This is a genomic window from Aquirufa sp. 5-AUSEE-100C1, from assembly GCF_054558655.1.
The window spans coordinates 199,097-214,115 of sequence record NZ_JBPXKO010000004.1 but is presented as its reverse complement, the minus strand read 5'-3'; the positions used below and the strand labels follow the sequence as shown (position 1 = coordinate 214,115).

Sequence of the window (15,019 nt, the reverse complement as noted above, 5' to 3'; positions counted from 1 at the left end):
ATTTGTCCTATCAAATAAACAAATCAAAGCGATGGATATTGAAAATGCCAAGGTGCAGATGCGGAAAGGGATATTGGAATTCTGTATTCTGCAAATCATTTCGCGCGGGGAGGTTTATGCCTCCACGATGTTGACCGAATTGACGTCGGCGAAAATCATGGTCGTTGAGGGAACTTTGTATCCGCTCCTAACGCGACTGAAAAACGCCGGATTTCTCGATTACAAATGGGTGGAGTCAGCCTCCGGTCCGCCACGAAAATATTATGTATTGACTGAAAAGGGGGAAACCTTTTTAGCCGAATTACATGGAACCTGGGATGATCTTCAAAGCTCAGTTTCACAAATCGTTCATCCTCAAACACCCCAAGCTTAATCTTTACAGATATGAAAAAGACCCTATCTATTAATATTGCTGGCATCGTCTTCCACATTGAAGAGGACGCTTTTGCTACCTTGGATGCGTATTTAAAATCCATTCATACCTATTTTCAGAATTTCGAAGGTTCGAAGGACATTATCGATGACATTGAAGCGCGCATTGCTGAGAAGTTTTGGAATATCCGCGAGACGGAGAAAACCGAGGCTATTTCGCAAGAACATGTAGACGCCCTCATCGCATCTTTAGGTACCATCGCCGATTTCCAAGAAATCGAAGAGCGTGACACCCAAGAACAAAAGCAGAACGAGGCGCCTAAGGCGGATTTCACTAAACCATTCCGCCGCGATTTAACCAATAAAAAATTGGGGGGTGTTGCAGCAGGAATTGCTAATTATTTTGAAATGGATCCGATTTGGGTTCGTTTGATTTTAGTTGTCGGATTCTTTGGATTGATTCCTTTGTTACATGCTGCCAACTTTATCTTTTGGGTATACATTGTTTGTTGGATTGCCGTACCGGGCGAGACGCGTGATGATTCGGAAAAATCATACCGTAAGTTTTACCGTGATCCAGAGAATAAAGTAGTTGGCGGCGTTATGGCAGGTATTGCTGCCTATACCGGTTGGGATATTGGTTTATTGCGCGTACTAGCCGTGATTTCGTTATTCTTTTTTGGTTCTGGAGCGGCTGCTTATATCATCATCATGGCGATTACGCCAGAGGCGAAATCCCTGACCGACAAAATGGAAATGACAGGTGAGCCTATCACCTTAGAAAACATTGAGAAGAATATCAAGGATACTTTTCAGCCAGGTGCAAGTGAGGAGAAAACCTTAACTCGTATTCTACTTTTCCCATTCCGTGCCCTGGCAACTGTGTTTACTGCGCTTAAGCCAGTATTGATGGGGGTTAAATGGTTTGTGCAATACCTCGCGGGTATTGTGTTGCTGATCATAGCCATCGCTTTCGCGGTTGCATTAGTGGTTTTAACTACATCAGGTATTTCAGGCTTTGATCATGGGCAAATTAGTCTCGCCTTCGGAGAAGCCGTTCCCATTTATTTATTAGTTCAAGATCTTCCAGCTTGGTCTATTTGGGCCGCTTATGCCGCAATTATCCCCATGGTCTTGGGAATTGGTATTGGTGGTTTATCTCTTTTGATGAATCGTAAATTAACGAATAAAACCTATTCCTATACATCCACAACGATTGCGATTATTGGCTGGGTGGGTTTGTTCGCCGCATTTAGTTTTGTAGGGCGTAATTTCCAGCGTACAGCCTCCGTTAGTCAAATGAAAGAAATCTCAGCTGATTCAGTTTATGTGTTTGATGTGAATCGTGAATCCAACGAAACGATGTGGGAGAAGTTATTGGGAAATACGATGATTACCGACGAGTTATTGGACGAAGATGAGCAACATGATTTCAATCGAGGTGGGTTTTCAAGATCTCAAATTGTGTTAGAGGGCTATGATGGAAAAACGATTCAAGTCATCGCTTTTGCCAAATCAAATGGTCGGACGCGTGCCGAGGCGGAGGCGAACGCCAAAGCAATTCATTATCATTACGATCTTAAAGGAAATAAACTGGTGATGGATAGTCACTTTGGCTTAAAGAATTTAAAATTCAGAAACCAACGGATGCGGGTGAAGGTATTAATTCCTTATGGAGTGAATTTTGGAATGACGCGTGAGTTTGGCTATTTCATCGATAACGTATTGCCAAGCGGTTATTTTAATGAAGAGGACGGCGACTTGTTCGTGGGATCTAAGTGGACGTTCTCCATGGATAAGGGTTTGATTTGCTTAAATCGTACACCTAAAGACGGGGATTCCTCGAATGATAATTCCGACGATTTTGGTGATGAGCCAGACGCTCCGGTAGCCCCTGTTGCACCCGATGAAACAATTACCCCCAATTCCTCGGGAGCTGTGTCCATTTCGAAAACAGTTGGGCCCTTTCAATCGATTCAAATCAAACGTTCTGGTTCAGCCGCAATTAAAATACTTAAGGGAAAAGAATTCAAGGTTTCCTACCAGGCGAATGAACCAAATGCAGATTTCGGACGATTGACTTCCGTGGCGAATGGGGTGTTGACGATTGGGGATGTTCCCTCTGATATGATTTTGACCATCGAGACGCCCGATTTAGTTCGCGTGGACTTAGGGGGGAACGCTCGTTCGGAGGTTTCAGGTTTTTCATTAGCAAAACTTGACGTCATCCTACATGATTTCCATAGCCTGACGTTAATTGGGCAATCTAAGGACTTAGCGGCGGCGGCATTTGATTCTTCTGAGTTACAAGCCCGCAAATGGGAAACTGACAATGCCGTTATTTCTGTGGGAAATCAAGCAAGTATGGATCTCAATGTCAAAAAGAGCTTGAAGGGAAAGAAAGCTGAGCGCGCGAATGTGAATTATCAGTCGTATAAGAACCTAATCGTCGCTTTTAATAAAAATAAATAAGTGGGTGCAACCCATTCCATTGTTGAAGCATCTTGTTGCCATGTAATAAATTAAATATCCACCTTATGAAAAATCGCTTACGTATAATTTTAAGCTTGTTGGTATTTGGATTTTCAATACAGGCATTCGCTTCTGCACCCGAACAAATCACAAAAAAAATTCGAGTTGGTAATTTCCAATCACTCGAAATTGGAAGCGCGTTCGAAATCCACGTATTTAAAGGAAATGTCTATGCGCTCTCCGCTACCGGTGATGAAAAAGCCTTAGAAGATTTAGAGGTACGCGTTGAAGGTTCAAAACTCATCATATACCTCGATGAGTCCTATTGGAAGAGCTGGAAAAACTGGAAAGGTGGGTCGAACAAAATTGTTCTCAATATCACCATGCCTCGTTTACGCGACGCAGATTTTAATGGAGCTACCAAGGTTACGTTAGAAGGGTTTACCGACGAGGAAGAAATGACTCTGCATTGCAGCGGTGCTTCTAAATTAAGTTCCTCTAAATTAGTAGCCGATAAGTTGGTCATCGATCTTTCAGGGGCCACCAAAGTGGAGATGAAAGGACAAGTGCTTAAATTATCTTTGGGCTTGTCTGGCGCAAGCCATGTTATCTTATCGGATATGATTGCTCGTGATGTCGATGTGGAGGCAAGCGGAGCAAGTCATGTCGAATTGAATGTCCAAAAGTCATTACGTGTCGAAGCTTCCGGTGCATCTAAAATTGAATACAAAGGCAACCCGTTGAATCTTACAAAAGATTTGAGTGGAGCCTCGGTGGTTCGACGAGTGAATTAAGGATTTTTCTCTCCTGCCGGAATCCGCAAGTTTATGTAATTCGCCTGAGGCGGAACCGGACAGGCAAACGTCTTATTATACGCGCAAAAAGGGAAATAAGCTTGGTTGAAATCCAATAGAATTTGATTGTCTTTTATATTAGTTAGGGGTAACTCCAAATACCGACCGCCTCCATAGGTTTCTGTGGGGGCGGTTTTGTCTTTAAATGGAATAAAGAAATCCCCGGAGTCATATTGGTAAACAATCAATTCAATGTTTTGTCCGTCTATTTTGGCTTTGGCCTTTCCGAATACCAACAAAGAATCCTTGCTGCCATCCGTCATCGCAAGTCCTACGCGTTCAACTTTTTCATTTCGAATCATTTCAAATGAGATAACCCATTTCGGCGAATAGGGAAAATAGGTCAAGCCCTTAAAATTAGCTCGGTCGGGGATGGGGGAATCCTCCGCAGTACGTAATTGTTCGTCTTTCGCCTTCCGACTCTCCACGGTCTGCAATGAGTCTTCCCTTGATTTGGCTGGGATTGTGCCCTGTTTAGGTAAGCTCACATAAATCAGGCAAACGATTATTGCAGCAATTATCAGGAACCAGCGATTGAATTTCATGGGAATGCGTGTAAATTTGAATTCGTAAAAATATAAAATTAATCACATGTTTACAGGTATTGTGGAATCAATGGGCGTTTTGGAAAGTAAACAAACGCAGGGCTCAAATGTCGATTTTTGGTTTTCATCTTCCTTCACGGATGAGTTAAAAATCGATCAGTCGCTCGCCCACAATGGTGTCTGCCTAACTGTTGTAGAAATCAATTCACCGCAATACCGGGTGACAGCGATTCAAGAAACTCTTCAAAAGACCAATTTGGGTGATTTAAAAATCGGACAAAAAGTTAATTTAGAGCGTTGCATGCCTGCGAACGGACGATTCGATGGCCACATCGTTCAAGGTCATGTGGATTTGACGGGTATTTGTACCGACATCAAGGTACATGATGGTTCTTGGGAATACCATTTTCAATATCCTGCGGGACATGTGACCGTCGAAAAAGGATCCATTTGCGTTAATGGGACGTCCTTAACAGTTGTTGAATCTGGAAAAGATACGTTCTCGGTGGCAATTATTCCTTATACCTACGAACACACGATTTTCCACCAAATGCAAGTTGGTGATCGAGTGAATTTAGAATTCGATATTCTGGGTAAGTATATGCAGAAGTTATTGGCCCAACAATTAGCTCAATAAATCCTCAATCGCATCTTCGACTTTCTCGAATCCAAATCGATTCCAAACGGCATCTTTCTGTGATTGTATTTCGGACAAACCTAAATTGCCTATACTGCCTAAGTGGGAATGATTGATTTCGCGGCCGCTACCATTGAATTCACCCGCCTCAATCATTTTTCCTACCTGAACATAAGCCTCGCGAAACGGCATTCCCTGTACTACGAGTTTATTCACCTCCTCGACAGAGAACAATAAATCATATTTGGAATCTTTCAAAAGATTCGATTTGACTTTCATGTTGGAGACCATGTAATGCGTAATCTCCAAGCAATCCTTGATTTCATCGATGGCCGGCATCAAGATTTCCTTGGTCAATTGGAATTCGCGGTGGTAACCGGAAGGTAGGTTGCTCATCAACAATTGCAATTGGTTCGGAGCAGCCTTTAGTGTATTCGATTTCCCACGTAATAATTCCGCCACATCGGGATTTTTCTTATGCGGCATAATAGAGCTTCCCGTCGTCAGGCTACTCGGTAATTCAATAAAACCAAAGTTTTGCGAGTTGTATAAACAAACGTCCATGGCCAAGCGACTCAAGGTCGTTGCCAATTGGGAAATCGCGTTCAATACGTATAATTCAGTCTTGCCTCTCGACATCTGCGCATTCACCACATTCACATGTGGTGCCTCAAATCCCAATAAAATCGTTGTTAATTTACGATCCAGCGGGAAGGATGAGCCATAACCCGCTCCGGAGCCCAAAGGATTTTTATTGGCCAAACGAAAAGCCGCTTCCAACAATTCGGCGTCTTCCACCAAGCATTCTGCGTATGCGCCAAACCACAAACCAAACGACGATGGCATAGCAATTTGTAAGTGCGTATAACCCGGCAATAAATCATTTTTGTGGGCTTCGCTTTTCGCCAACAAGAGGTCGAATAAATCCTCCACCGCATCCGCGATTTCCATGATTTCCGCCCGCATAAATAATTTTAGGTCAACAAGCACCTGGTCATTCCGTGACCGACCCGCATGTATTTTCTTGCCTAAATCCCCCAATTTTTGGGTAAGTAAAAATTCGATTTGTGAGTGGACATCCTCCATTCCCTCTTCGATGACGAAAGTGCCATCCTCGATCGTGTCCAAGATATTTTTAAGTTCGAGACATAAAGGTTCCAATTCCTCCGAGGGCAAAAGACCTACATGCTCGAGCATGGTAATGTGCGCGAGTGAACCCATCACATCGTAGCGCGCTAATTGCAAATCGTATACAGGGTCGTTCCCAATCGTGAATTGCTCAATGATTGCGTCTGTTTGCTGATTTTCTTTTTGCCAAAGTTTTGCCACGTTCGTATTAGATTAATTGTGATAGTAATTTCTGATAGGTTTGAATTCCCTGTTTCAGTTCTTCCAAATAAATAAATTCATCCGCCGTATGGCTTCTACCCGAATGCCCTGGTCCAATTTTCACCGATGGGAAAGGCATCAAGGCCTGATCCGATAGGGTAGGTGATCCAAAGCTGGTAATCCCTAAAGCAGCAGCGGCTTCGAGAACCGGATGTCCATCGGGGATTTTACTGGATTGCAAACGGATACTGCGTGGAGTCAATTCTGCTTGAACAAGGCCTCTTAAAATTTCAAGTACTTGTTCCAAGGAATAACATTCATTGACCCGACAATCAATCGTATAATGACATAAATCCGGCACCACATTGTGTTGTTTGCCGGCCTGAATCACGGTTACTGTACATTTCACAGGTCCCAAAACCGGTGAAACTTCTGGAAATTCAAATCCTTTAATCTTTTGTATGTCCTCCATGGCCAAGTAAATGGCATTGGTTCCCTCGTTTCTTGCCGCATGGCCCGCAATGCCTTTGACTTCGGCGTCAATGACCATTAATCCTTTCTCCGCAATGGCGAGTTGGCAATCCGTCGGTTCCCCCACAATCGCCCAAGAGATGGCCGGAAAGTCCGCAGATTTTAAGACTGACTCGATGCCGCCTGTTCCCGATATTTCCTCCTCCGCCGTCGCCGCTAAAACCAAGTTAAAGGGTAATTCTTGCTCATAAAACGAACAAAAAGTCGCAATCAAACAGACTAAACTGGCACCGGCATCATTGCTGCCGAGACCAATTAATTTGCCGTCTTGTATCGTTGCCGCTAATGGATCATGTGTCCAAGACGCATTGGCCTTCACCGTATCATGATGCGAGTTTAATAAAATGCTCGGTTTACTTGGGTCAAAATGTTTATTGGTCGCCCAAACATTATTCCCCAATCGCTGAAACCCAATATTTCGAGCCGCAAAGAATTCCTCGATGATCGTAGCAGTTCCTTGTTCTTCCCGACTTAAGGAAGGACAGGCTACCAGCTTTCCGAGCAGGTCCTTGGCGTCTATATATTGTTGGTCCGTATACATTAGGCTTGAATCAATGTGCCCTTGTCGGGCTGTGAAACAAAATCAGCATGGCAAAGACGCACGGTTTGAACACCTTGTGAAATGGCCTTTAAGGCATTCTCCAATTTAGGAATCATGCCGGCGGAAACAATTCCATCCGCTTTTAATTGCGCGAATTTGGCAGAGTTAATCTGTGAAATGACCGAGTTATCGTCGTTCGGATCCATCAAAACCCCTTGCTTTTCAAAGCAATAGGTAAGTGTTACGTCAAAGTGAGTACTTAATGCAATGGCCAAGGCTTGCGCCATGGTATCCGCATTGGTATTCAATAATTGTCCTTTTGAATCCGCTGTGATGGGCGCAAAAACCGGACTTAATCCATTTTCAATTAATGCAGTTAAACCAAGTGCATTGACGGATTCGATATCCCCGACAAAACCATAGTCGATGGGCTCAGGATTTCTTTTCTTGGACACCACAAAGGCGCCGTCGGGTCCCGCAAGACCAATCGCATTCGTTGAGAGCGCTTGTAATGAGGCGACGATGGATTTGTTGATCCATCCCGCATAGACCATGGTGACAATCTTGAGACTTTCGGAGTCAGTCACCCGACGCCCTTCTATCATCTGGCTTTGAATACCCAATTCCGCCGCCATGGAGGTAGCAATTTTTCCTCCTCCATGGACTAATAATTTGAATCCGGGAATGGATGCAAAATTAGCCAAAAAGGATGCTAAGGCCTCGGGTGCATCGATGATGTTTCCACCAATCTTTACGATATGTAAGGCCTGTTTCATGCTAGAATAAATAAGGGCTTTCTACCCGCATTTGGGTTAATAAGATTTCTTTTAAAACGGCTTGAGCAGCCCAAAGCCGGTTACCAGCCTGTTGGATCACAATCGAATTCTCCGAATCAATCACCTCATCATCTACGACCACGTTTCTCCGTACAGGTAGGCAATGCATGAATTTGGCTTTGTTTGTCAAATCCATTTTCGCTTTACTAACCGTCCATGCAGGATCGGAGGAAAGAATTTTCCCGTAATCCTCGTAGGATGACCAGTTTTTAGCATAGATATAATCAGCACCAACAAATGCTTCTTTCGGGTCATAACAAATCTTCGCATTGCCCGCAAACTCGGGAGCTAAATCATAACCTTTCGGGTGAGCGATGGTAAAGTCTACATTCGCAATATTCATCCATTCCGCGAAGGAATTGGGTACACATTGTGGCAAAGCCTTCACGTGAGGCGCCCAGGTCAAAACGACCTTCGGGCGTTCTACTTGCTTGGTTTCGGTAATGGTAATCAAGTCGGCAAAGGACTGCAAGGGATGCCGGGTAGCAGATTCCAAACTCACAATCGGCTTGCCGGTATATTTCATGAATTGCTTTAAAACCAATTCCGAATAATCTAATTCACGGTCGACCAAACCCGGGAAACTCCGAACTCCCACGATGTCGCAATATTGACCAATCACGGCAGCGGCTTCGGATACGTGTTCAGCTTTATCTCCGTTCATAATGACCCCCTCATTCATTTCCAACTGCCAGGAATCGGCGCCCACATTCATCACCATTACATCCATTCCGAGGTTCTGTGCAGCTTTTTGCGTAGAAAGACGGGTACGTAAACTGGAATTAAAGAACAATAAACCCATGGTCTTGTTCTTGCCTAAATGCTTGTCGGCATAAGGCATTTTTTTCATCAACAAGGCCTCGCTGACTAATTTGTCAATGTTGTACGCGTCTTTAACGGAAGTAAAATGCTGCATATAAAGGGTGGTCAAAAGACCTTATATTTTTGGCAATTCGGTAAAATTACCATTTTTAACAGATAAATGAAATTTATCGATGACGTTCCCAAGTGAATACGTCCAAAGCATCTGGGCAGTAGATTGTTTTTTCCCCGACTTGATTAAACTGATTACCTACTAAAACGGATTGAGATTTGAGGTTATCACAGGGGGTTTCTGCACGGATGAATTTTAAGTCAGCGTCTTGGAAGGCCCAGTTGATCAGACCGTTTACAGCCTCCTTGGCATAGCCGTATCCTCGGTATTTTTGGTCAAGTGCATATCCAATTTCGGTACTACCTTGGTCATCTGGCATGCCTGAAAATCCAATTCCCCCGATAGAGCAGGATTTATTCGTTAGGATTATTTCCCAATTTGTGTACCACATAAAATCGAAGGGGAATTTTTTGGTCATGGGCATCCAGAAATGTTCCAAGGCATGAAGCATTTCATTTTCATAAAATACTTCTAGCTGGAAAACATTTGGGTTTAATTCAAGGTTAACCTCTAATTCTTTCCTGCCAAATTTAAACCAACACTCGAGCAGGCTATGATCGAGAGGAATGAGGGTTAAACGTTCTGTTTTGATGGAAATCATAAAAATCTAGAAATGTTGACCTACAAATTTGTGGGATTGGTCGCAAAATAGAGATGCTTTGTGAAAGATACTAGATTTTTGTACTCGATTTTGTGAGAAGCGTAATAACAACAAACATATATGAAAAAGTATTTCTTTTTATTGAATTGTCTTTTAATCAGCGGTATGGCAGCCGCCCAAATCCCCGGTGGATTTGGCATGCCTGCAGCGAAGAAGGAGGCAGTTATTCCGGGAACGGCGCAAGCGGCTCCCAAAGGTTCCGCCAAAATAGTTGGATATGTATTGGACTCTACGGACACAAAGCCTGTGGAATTTGCGTCTGTAGCATTGATAAATAAGGCGACTAACCGTCCCGTGGATGGTGCGTCAGCCGATTTAGTAGGTAAATTTGTGTTGAATAAAGTTCCGCAAGGAGATTATAAAATCGTGATTTCATTTATCGGATACGAAAGCAAAACCTTGTTTGTTTCGGTAAATTCGAAAAACGATGACCAGGATTTAGGGGTCATTAAATTACCTTCCAGTACGAAGATGTTGGCCGAGGTGACCGTTGAGGGTCAGCGGGCTTTGATCGAGGAGCGTGTGGACCGTACGGTTTACAATGCGGAAAAAGATGCGAGTAATAAAGGAGGCGATGCGACCGATGTCTTGAAAAAGGTTCCGATGTTATCGGTGGATTTGGATGGTAATCCGTCCCTGAGAGGTTCGACCAATGTGAAGGTGTTAATTAACAACAAACCTTCCACGATCATGGCTTCGAGTATTTCGGATGCTTTGCGTCAGATTCCAGCGGATATGATCAAGACAGTGGAGGTTATTACCTCGCCATCTGCTCGGTATGATGCAGAGGGTTCCGCGGGTATCATCAATATTGTGACAAAAAAGAATACCCTGCAAGGGTTGACCTTGAATATTGACTCAAGTGTGGGTGTTCGTGGATCTAACTTATCCTTGAACGGAAACTTCCGTAATAAAAATTGGGGTTTATCGTTGGGAGGATTTGGGCGTTCAGAATACAACGTGAACGGTAAATTTGAGAGCACGCAAATTACGACTTCCAATAATCTGCAAACCACCAATTTACAAACGGCTGAAACTCGTAGAGAGGGTATTTTTGGTAACTATCAATTAGGCTTTGATTGGGATATCAACAAATACAATTCAATCACTTCGAACGTTCGTTTTGGTTTGCGTAATGGAAATAACTGGCAAGATGGATTATCGCAAATCCGTAATGGTGTTTTGGCAAGTTTGCGAAATACGAATTCATTAGATCAGTCGGCCAACGTAGACGTCAATTTTGACTACACGAAAACTTTTGCGCTTGCGCAACGTGAATTCTCGATATTAACTGCTTACAGCCGGAATAACCGTACGAATGATTTTTACAATCTTATCTTGAATCCAACATCAACCATGAGTGAAATCATGAGTTCGATTAAGAACGTCAATGATTCCTACAATCAGGAAATGACCTTTCAAATGGATTATCAAACCCCCATTGGAAAAAATCAATTAGTTGAAATTGGTGCCAAAGGAATCTCAAGAAATGTGACGTCTGATTACGCTTCGTTTAAAGGAGACGGTTTAGGAAATTATGTTCCTGTTAATCTAGCATCCTTACCAAGTAACGTTTTTGATTATGATCAGAACATTTGGGGAACATATGGTTCATATACCTTGACGACGAAAAATAAGTGGAGCATTAAAGCTGGAGCTCGTTATGAGTACACGGACATTTCGGCAAGTTTCTTAAAGAACGAAGGTCAAAATACGACGATTCCTCCTTATGGGGTATTGGTTCCTAGTTTCAACATGTCGAAGACGTTTAAGTCGGGAACCTGGAGATTCAGCTACAACCGTCGTATTCAGCGTCCAGGAATTCAGAACTTGAATCCCAACGTAAACGCAACGAATCCATTGAATATTTCTCAAGGTAATCCGAATTTGGCCCCTGAGTTTACGAACAATTATGAAATCTCATACAGTAAATTCATCAAGCAAACCTACATATCTACTTCGTTCTTTGTGCGTAATACAACCGGTTCGATTAATCAAATTCGTGAGGTGCGTGGGGATACTGTTAAGACAACTTCACAGAATATCGGAAATGAGGATGCCTATGGGGTGAATATCAATTTGAATATCAACCTTTCGAATAAGTTGATGATTGGTGGAGGCGGAGATTTGTCGTACATGGTGTTGGCAAACAATGTCCCAGATCCCTTGTTGTCTGCGAAAAATGAAGGACTTCAGTCGAACTTCCGTCTTTTTGGAAATTATACGATCGGAAATGGTTGGGGAGCACAAATATTTTCGTTCTACCGTGTGAACCAGATTCAGTTGCAAGGTTCTCAAGGCGGATTTGGTATTTATAGTTTAAGTCTTCGTAAAGACTTTAAAAACAAAAAAGGAAGTATTGGTTTTGGAGCTGAGAATTTCTTGACACCTAACGGATTTATCATTCGCAGTGAAACGAAGACGGCATTCATCAATCAAGAATCCGTGAATACGCTTCGTAACATGAACTTTAAGGTGAACTTCACTTACCGGATCGGTAAAATGAGTTTTGGCCCGACCAAGAAAAAGAAATCAGTTAATAACGACGATACGAAAGATGGTGGCGATGCGGCACCAGCTGCACCTCAACAACCGATGGGTATGCCTGGCATGCGTATGGGTGGCGGCGGAGGCGGCTTCGGAGGACCACGTTAGTGGGTATTTCTAGTTCTACAAAAAGGGAGGCGACAGCCTCCTTTTTTATTTATTTCGTTCGATCGTGTAATAGAGTAGATTTCCCAAGGATGTTCGGTATTCCGAATCTGGAAATTGACTTAGAATAGCTCGCGCTTCTTGCGCAAATTCCTGCATGCGTTGATTCGCATAGGCGATCCCTCCGGTTGATTTCACGAATTCAATCACCTCTTTCACTTTGGCAGGCTTATCTGAATCGTTCTTGATGGTTTTAATCATCTGTTTACGAAGGGATCTCGTTGTGTTTTGTAGTGCATAAATCAAGGGCAAGGTCATTTTCTTTTCCTTGATATCGATTCCTAAGGGCTTGCCAATTTCCGCGTCACCGTAATCAAATAAATCATCTTTGATCTGGAAGGCAATTCCAACCTTTTCGCCGAAGGCATGCGCCATCTCTACATATTTGCTGTCAGCATCTGTGGATTGCACCCCCACTGCACAACAGGCCGCAATGAGCGTGGCTGTTTTTTTGCGAATGATGTCAAAATACACATCCTCTGTGATGTCTAGCTTACGGGCTTTTTCGATTTGTAAAAGTTCCCCCTCGGCCATCTCGCGCACAGCAGTAGAAACCGATGTTAATAGGTCGAAGTCCTTGTGGTCAACGGATAGGAGTAATCCTTTTGACAACAGGTAATCGCCAACCAATACCGCAATTTTATTTTTCCATAATGCGTTGATGGAGAAGAAACCTCGTCGGTAGTCCGACTCATCCACCACGTCGTCATGGACGAGGGTAGCGGTATGTAGTAATTCGATGAGCGCGGCTCCTCGGTATGTTTTCTCGGTAATTTCACCCACGCAACCGGCTGTCAAGAAGACAAACATGGGACGCATTTGCTTCCCTTTGCGTTGTACGATGTAATTCATGATGGTGTCCAGCAGCATGACTTTGGTTTTCATGAACTGCCTGAATTTCCCTTCAAATGCTTTCATGGGTTCCTCGATAGGCGCCTGGATCGATGAAAGCGAAATGGACATAGAATTAAGTTTACGTGCGTGTTAGGCACATTTGGAAATTGTGTAAATTTAATCACATTTTGGGATAATTTAGTCCCTAGATTTAAATAATGCGAAATTTATGAGTAAGATGTTGGTCTTAGCTGGTGGCTCTGTCAAAGGCGCCTTTCAAGCGGGCGTCATCAAGGCATTAGCCGAGAATGGATTTCAGCCCGATGTCATCTATGGGATTTCAGCGGGTAGTTTAAATGCGGCTTTTTTAGTCAATGCATTGGGCCGACAAAAATTGGATGGACATCCTATTTCTTTCCAAGAGGCTGCGGAAGATTTATGGGAATTTTGGGAAACTCGCATCACCCATCCCGAATGTTTATCAAAACCACTTTCGATTTTTGAATTGGGTTGGAGTGCGCTGACAAAGAAATTTCGGGGTTTGGTTTCGACAAAGCCCCTACGTGATTTGATTGAAGATGTCTTGTCGATTCGAAATTTGCAAGCTAGCCCGATAGGTTTGCAAGTTGGGGCCGTAAATATCATGGAAGGTCGAATTCATTACGTGGACCCCAGCACCCCGGAATTTATGGATTATTTAATGGCGTCCTCTGCGGTGCCTATTCTGATGCCGGTTGTGAAAATAGCAGGGGAAAATCGACGGAGTTATTTAGATGGTGGTTTGCGGGATGTGACACCGGTTCGTCGGGCGCTGGAAGATGGAGGCAAACACATTGTTTGTATTTCTTGCCATCCGGAGGCCATTGAGGGAGGCTTTTTTGATTCGGGAGATTTGCTCGCATTGGTGGACCGCGTGATGGACATTGCGGTAAACGAAATTCTGAATGCCGATTTACGCGAGACAATCTTAATTAATAATTCACTCCCAGTAGATGGATCGGAGGTAAAAGAGGGGCCTTATCAAGGTTTCCAACGGGTGCAATTGGAATCAATACGGCCAAACCAGCCGATTAGTATTGATATCCAGCACTTTTCGAAATTGGATATTCGTCGGATGCTGGAAGTGGGATATGCCCTCGGTAAAGCGCAAGTAAACAAAAAAGCCTGACGATTCCGCCAGGCTTTTTGAATGGATTAAACCACCATGATGTCTTTTTCTTTCTCGACAAAAATCTGATCGATTTTCGCGATAAATCCATCGGTTAATTTCTGGATTTTATCTTCTGCTGTTTTGATTTCATCTTCCGAAACGCCTTCACCTTTCAACTTCTTGATGCTGTTGTTTCCGTCTTGACGGGCATTACGAATGTTGATTTTCGCTACCTCAATCTCTTGCTTTACACGCTTCACTAAATCGCGACGACGCTCCTCTGTCAATGGGGGAATCGCCAAACGAATCAACTCGCCATCGTTCATGGGATTTAATCCCAAGCTCGAATTGCGAATTGCCTTTTCGATTTCACCGAATATGCTTTTCTCAAAGGGTTTGATGGCAATCGTACGCGCATCGGGTGTAGTGATGGATGCTGCTCCTGAAATGGGCGTAGGCATGCCGTAATAATCAATCATTAAACCATCCAACATCGAAGTGCTTGCTTTGCCGGCACGGATTTTAGACAACTCAATGTTTAAGTGTTTGATGGCACCCTCCATCGTTTCTTGGGTCGCATCGATATAAAATTCAATCTCTTCCATGGGATT

The 15,019-nt window shown here is 43.4% G+C and carries 14 protein-coding genes; 6 read left to right on the top strand and 8 right to left on the bottom strand.

All coding sequences use genetic code 11. The features are described from left to right. The first annotated feature begins 31 nt into the window (after window positions 1-31). The 3 genes from ACMH5P_RS10735 to ACMH5P_RS10725 all read left to right on the top strand — a co-directional run bounded on the left by ACMH5P_RS10735 (window position 32) and on the right by ACMH5P_RS10725 (window position 3,638). Window positions 32-373 carry a PadR family transcriptional regulator gene (locus ACMH5P_RS10735; protein ID WP_459494369.1) on the top strand — a complete coding sequence of 114 codons (342 nt, stop codon included), beginning with the start codon at window positions 32-34 and terminating at the stop codon, window positions 371-373. A gap of 11 nt (window positions 374-384) precedes the next feature. Next, the gene (locus ACMH5P_RS10730; protein WP_459494368.1) at window positions 385-2,844 is read left to right on the top strand and encodes a PspC domain-containing protein; all 2,460 of its coding nucleotides are present in this window, start codon (window positions 385-387) and stop codon (window positions 2,842-2,844) included. 65 nt (window positions 2,845-2,909) lie between these two features. After that, window positions 2,910-3,638, top strand: a complete 729-nt coding sequence (locus ACMH5P_RS10725; protein ID WP_459494367.1) for a head GIN domain-containing protein — start codon at window positions 2,910-2,912, stop codon at window positions 3,636-3,638. On the opposite strand, the gene ACMH5P_RS10720 is transcribed toward ACMH5P_RS10725, so the two are convergent. Next, window positions 3,635-4,243: a DUF1684 domain-containing protein gene (locus ACMH5P_RS10720; RefSeq protein WP_459494366.1), complete on the bottom strand. Its 609-nt coding sequence runs from the start codon at window positions 4,241-4,243 to the stop codon at window positions 3,635-3,637. The two genes, ACMH5P_RS10725 and ACMH5P_RS10720, sit on opposite strands and share 4 nt — an antisense overlap. Before the next feature lie 46 nt (window positions 4,244-4,289). Between ACMH5P_RS10720 and ACMH5P_RS10715 the strand changes: the two genes are divergently transcribed. Next, window positions 4,290-4,880: a riboflavin synthase gene (locus ACMH5P_RS10715; protein ID WP_459494365.1), complete on the top strand. Its 591-nt coding sequence runs from the start codon at window positions 4,290-4,292 to the stop codon at window positions 4,878-4,880. On the opposite strand, the gene argH is transcribed toward ACMH5P_RS10715, so the two are convergent. The 5 genes from argH to ACMH5P_RS10690 form a co-directional block, all read right to left on the bottom strand. After that, window positions 4,869-6,209, bottom strand: coding sequence for an argininosuccinate lyase (gene argH, locus ACMH5P_RS10710; protein ID WP_459494364.1), 1,341 nt, complete (start codon window positions 6,207-6,209; stop codon window positions 4,869-4,871). The genes ACMH5P_RS10715 and argH overlap by 12 nt on opposite strands. Window positions 6,210-6,216: 7 nt before the next feature. Then, window positions 6,217-7,281, bottom strand: coding sequence for a M20 family metallo-hydrolase (locus ACMH5P_RS10705; protein WP_459494363.1), 1,065 nt, complete (start codon window positions 7,279-7,281; stop codon window positions 6,217-6,219). Further along, window positions 7,281-8,057 carry an acetylglutamate kinase gene (gene argB, locus ACMH5P_RS10700; RefSeq protein ID WP_459494362.1) on the bottom strand — a complete coding sequence of 259 codons (777 nt, stop codon included), beginning with the start codon at window positions 8,055-8,057 and terminating at the stop codon, window positions 7,281-7,283. The genes ACMH5P_RS10705 and argB overlap by 1 nt, the downstream gene beginning before the upstream one ends. Before the next feature lies 1 nt (window position 8,058). Then, window positions 8,059-9,033 (bottom strand): Rossmann-fold NAD(P)-binding domain-containing protein, encoded by a 975-nt coding sequence (locus tag ACMH5P_RS10695; protein ID WP_459494361.1) that lies wholly within the window; start codon window positions 9,031-9,033, stop codon window positions 8,059-8,061. A gap of 73 nt (window positions 9,034-9,106) precedes the next feature. Then, entirely contained in the window at window positions 9,107-9,652 is a 546-nt protein-coding gene (locus tag ACMH5P_RS10690; protein ID WP_459494360.1) for a GNAT family N-acetyltransferase, read from the bottom strand. Window positions 9,653-9,772: 120 nt separating this feature from the next. Here ACMH5P_RS10690 and ACMH5P_RS10685 point away from each other — a divergent pair, with 120 nt between their 5' ends. Next, window positions 9,773-12,367, top strand: a complete 2,595-nt coding sequence (locus tag ACMH5P_RS10685; RefSeq protein ID WP_459494359.1) for a TonB-dependent receptor — start codon at window positions 9,773-9,775, stop codon at window positions 12,365-12,367. A gap of 45 nt (window positions 12,368-12,412) precedes the next feature. Here ACMH5P_RS10685 and ACMH5P_RS10680 read toward each other — a convergent pair whose 3' ends face one another. Next, a complete protein-coding gene (locus tag ACMH5P_RS10680; RefSeq protein WP_459494358.1) occupies window positions 12,413-13,387 on the bottom strand; it encodes a polyprenyl synthetase family protein in 975 nt (324 codons plus the stop codon). A 100-nt stretch (window positions 13,388-13,487) separates the two neighbouring features. Between ACMH5P_RS10680 and ACMH5P_RS10675 the strand changes: the two genes are divergently transcribed. Then, on the top strand, window positions 13,488-14,426 hold the full coding sequence (locus ACMH5P_RS10675; protein WP_459494357.1) for a patatin-like phospholipase family protein: 939 nt from the start codon (window positions 13,488-13,490) through the stop codon (window positions 14,424-14,426). 26 nt (window positions 14,427-14,452) lie between these two features. On the opposite strand, the gene frr is transcribed toward ACMH5P_RS10675, so the two are convergent. Continuing rightward, window positions 14,453-15,013, bottom strand: a complete 561-nt coding sequence (frr, locus tag ACMH5P_RS10670; RefSeq protein WP_459494356.1) for a ribosome recycling factor — start codon at window positions 15,011-15,013, stop codon at window positions 14,453-14,455. Window positions 15,014-15,019 lie beyond the last annotated feature (6 nt).

Bases quoted from the DNA above. Each gene is read 5' to 3' on its own strand.
- ACMH5P_RS10735 (WP_459494369.1), top strand. From the start codon at position 32: ATGGATATTGAAAATGCCAAGGTGCAGATGCGGAAAGGGATATTGGAA.
- ACMH5P_RS10730 (WP_459494368.1), top strand. From the start codon at position 385: ATGAAAAAGACCCTATCTATTAATATTGCTGGCATCGTCTTCCACATT.
- ACMH5P_RS10725 (WP_459494367.1), top strand. From the start codon at position 2,910: ATGAAAAATCGCTTACGTATAATTTTAAGCTTGTTGGTATTTGGATTT.
- ACMH5P_RS10720 (WP_459494366.1), bottom strand. From the start codon at position 4,243: ATGAAATTCAATCGCTGGTTCCTGATAATTGCTGCAATAATCGTTTGC.
- ACMH5P_RS10715 (WP_459494365.1), top strand. From the start codon at position 4,290: ATGTTTACAGGTATTGTGGAATCAATGGGCGTTTTGGAAAGTAAACAA.
- ACMH5P_RS10705 (WP_459494363.1), bottom strand. From the start codon at position 7,281: ATGTATACGGACCAACAATATATAGACGCCAAGGACCTGCTCGGAAAG.
- argB (WP_459494362.1), bottom strand. From the start codon at position 8,057: ATGAAACAGGCCTTACATATCGTAAAGATTGGTGGAAACATCATCGAT.
- ACMH5P_RS10695 (WP_459494361.1), bottom strand. From the start codon at position 9,033: ATGCAGCATTTTACTTCCGTTAAAGACGCGTACAACATTGACAAATTA.
- ACMH5P_RS10690 (WP_459494360.1), bottom strand. From the start codon at position 9,652: ATGATTTCCATCAAAACAGAACGTTTAACCCTCATTCCTCTCGATCAT.
- ACMH5P_RS10685 (WP_459494359.1), top strand. From the start codon at position 9,773: ATGAAAAAGTATTTCTTTTTATTGAATTGTCTTTTAATCAGCGGTATG.
- ACMH5P_RS10680 (WP_459494358.1), bottom strand. From the start codon at position 13,387: ATGTCCATTTCGCTTTCATCGATCCAGGCGCCTATCGAGGAACCCATG.
- ACMH5P_RS10675 (WP_459494357.1), top strand. From the start codon at position 13,488: ATGAGTAAGATGTTGGTCTTAGCTGGTGGCTCTGTCAAAGGCGCCTTT.
- frr (WP_459494356.1), bottom strand. From the start codon at position 15,013: ATGGAAGAGATTGAATTTTATATCGATGCGACCCAAGAAACGATGGAG.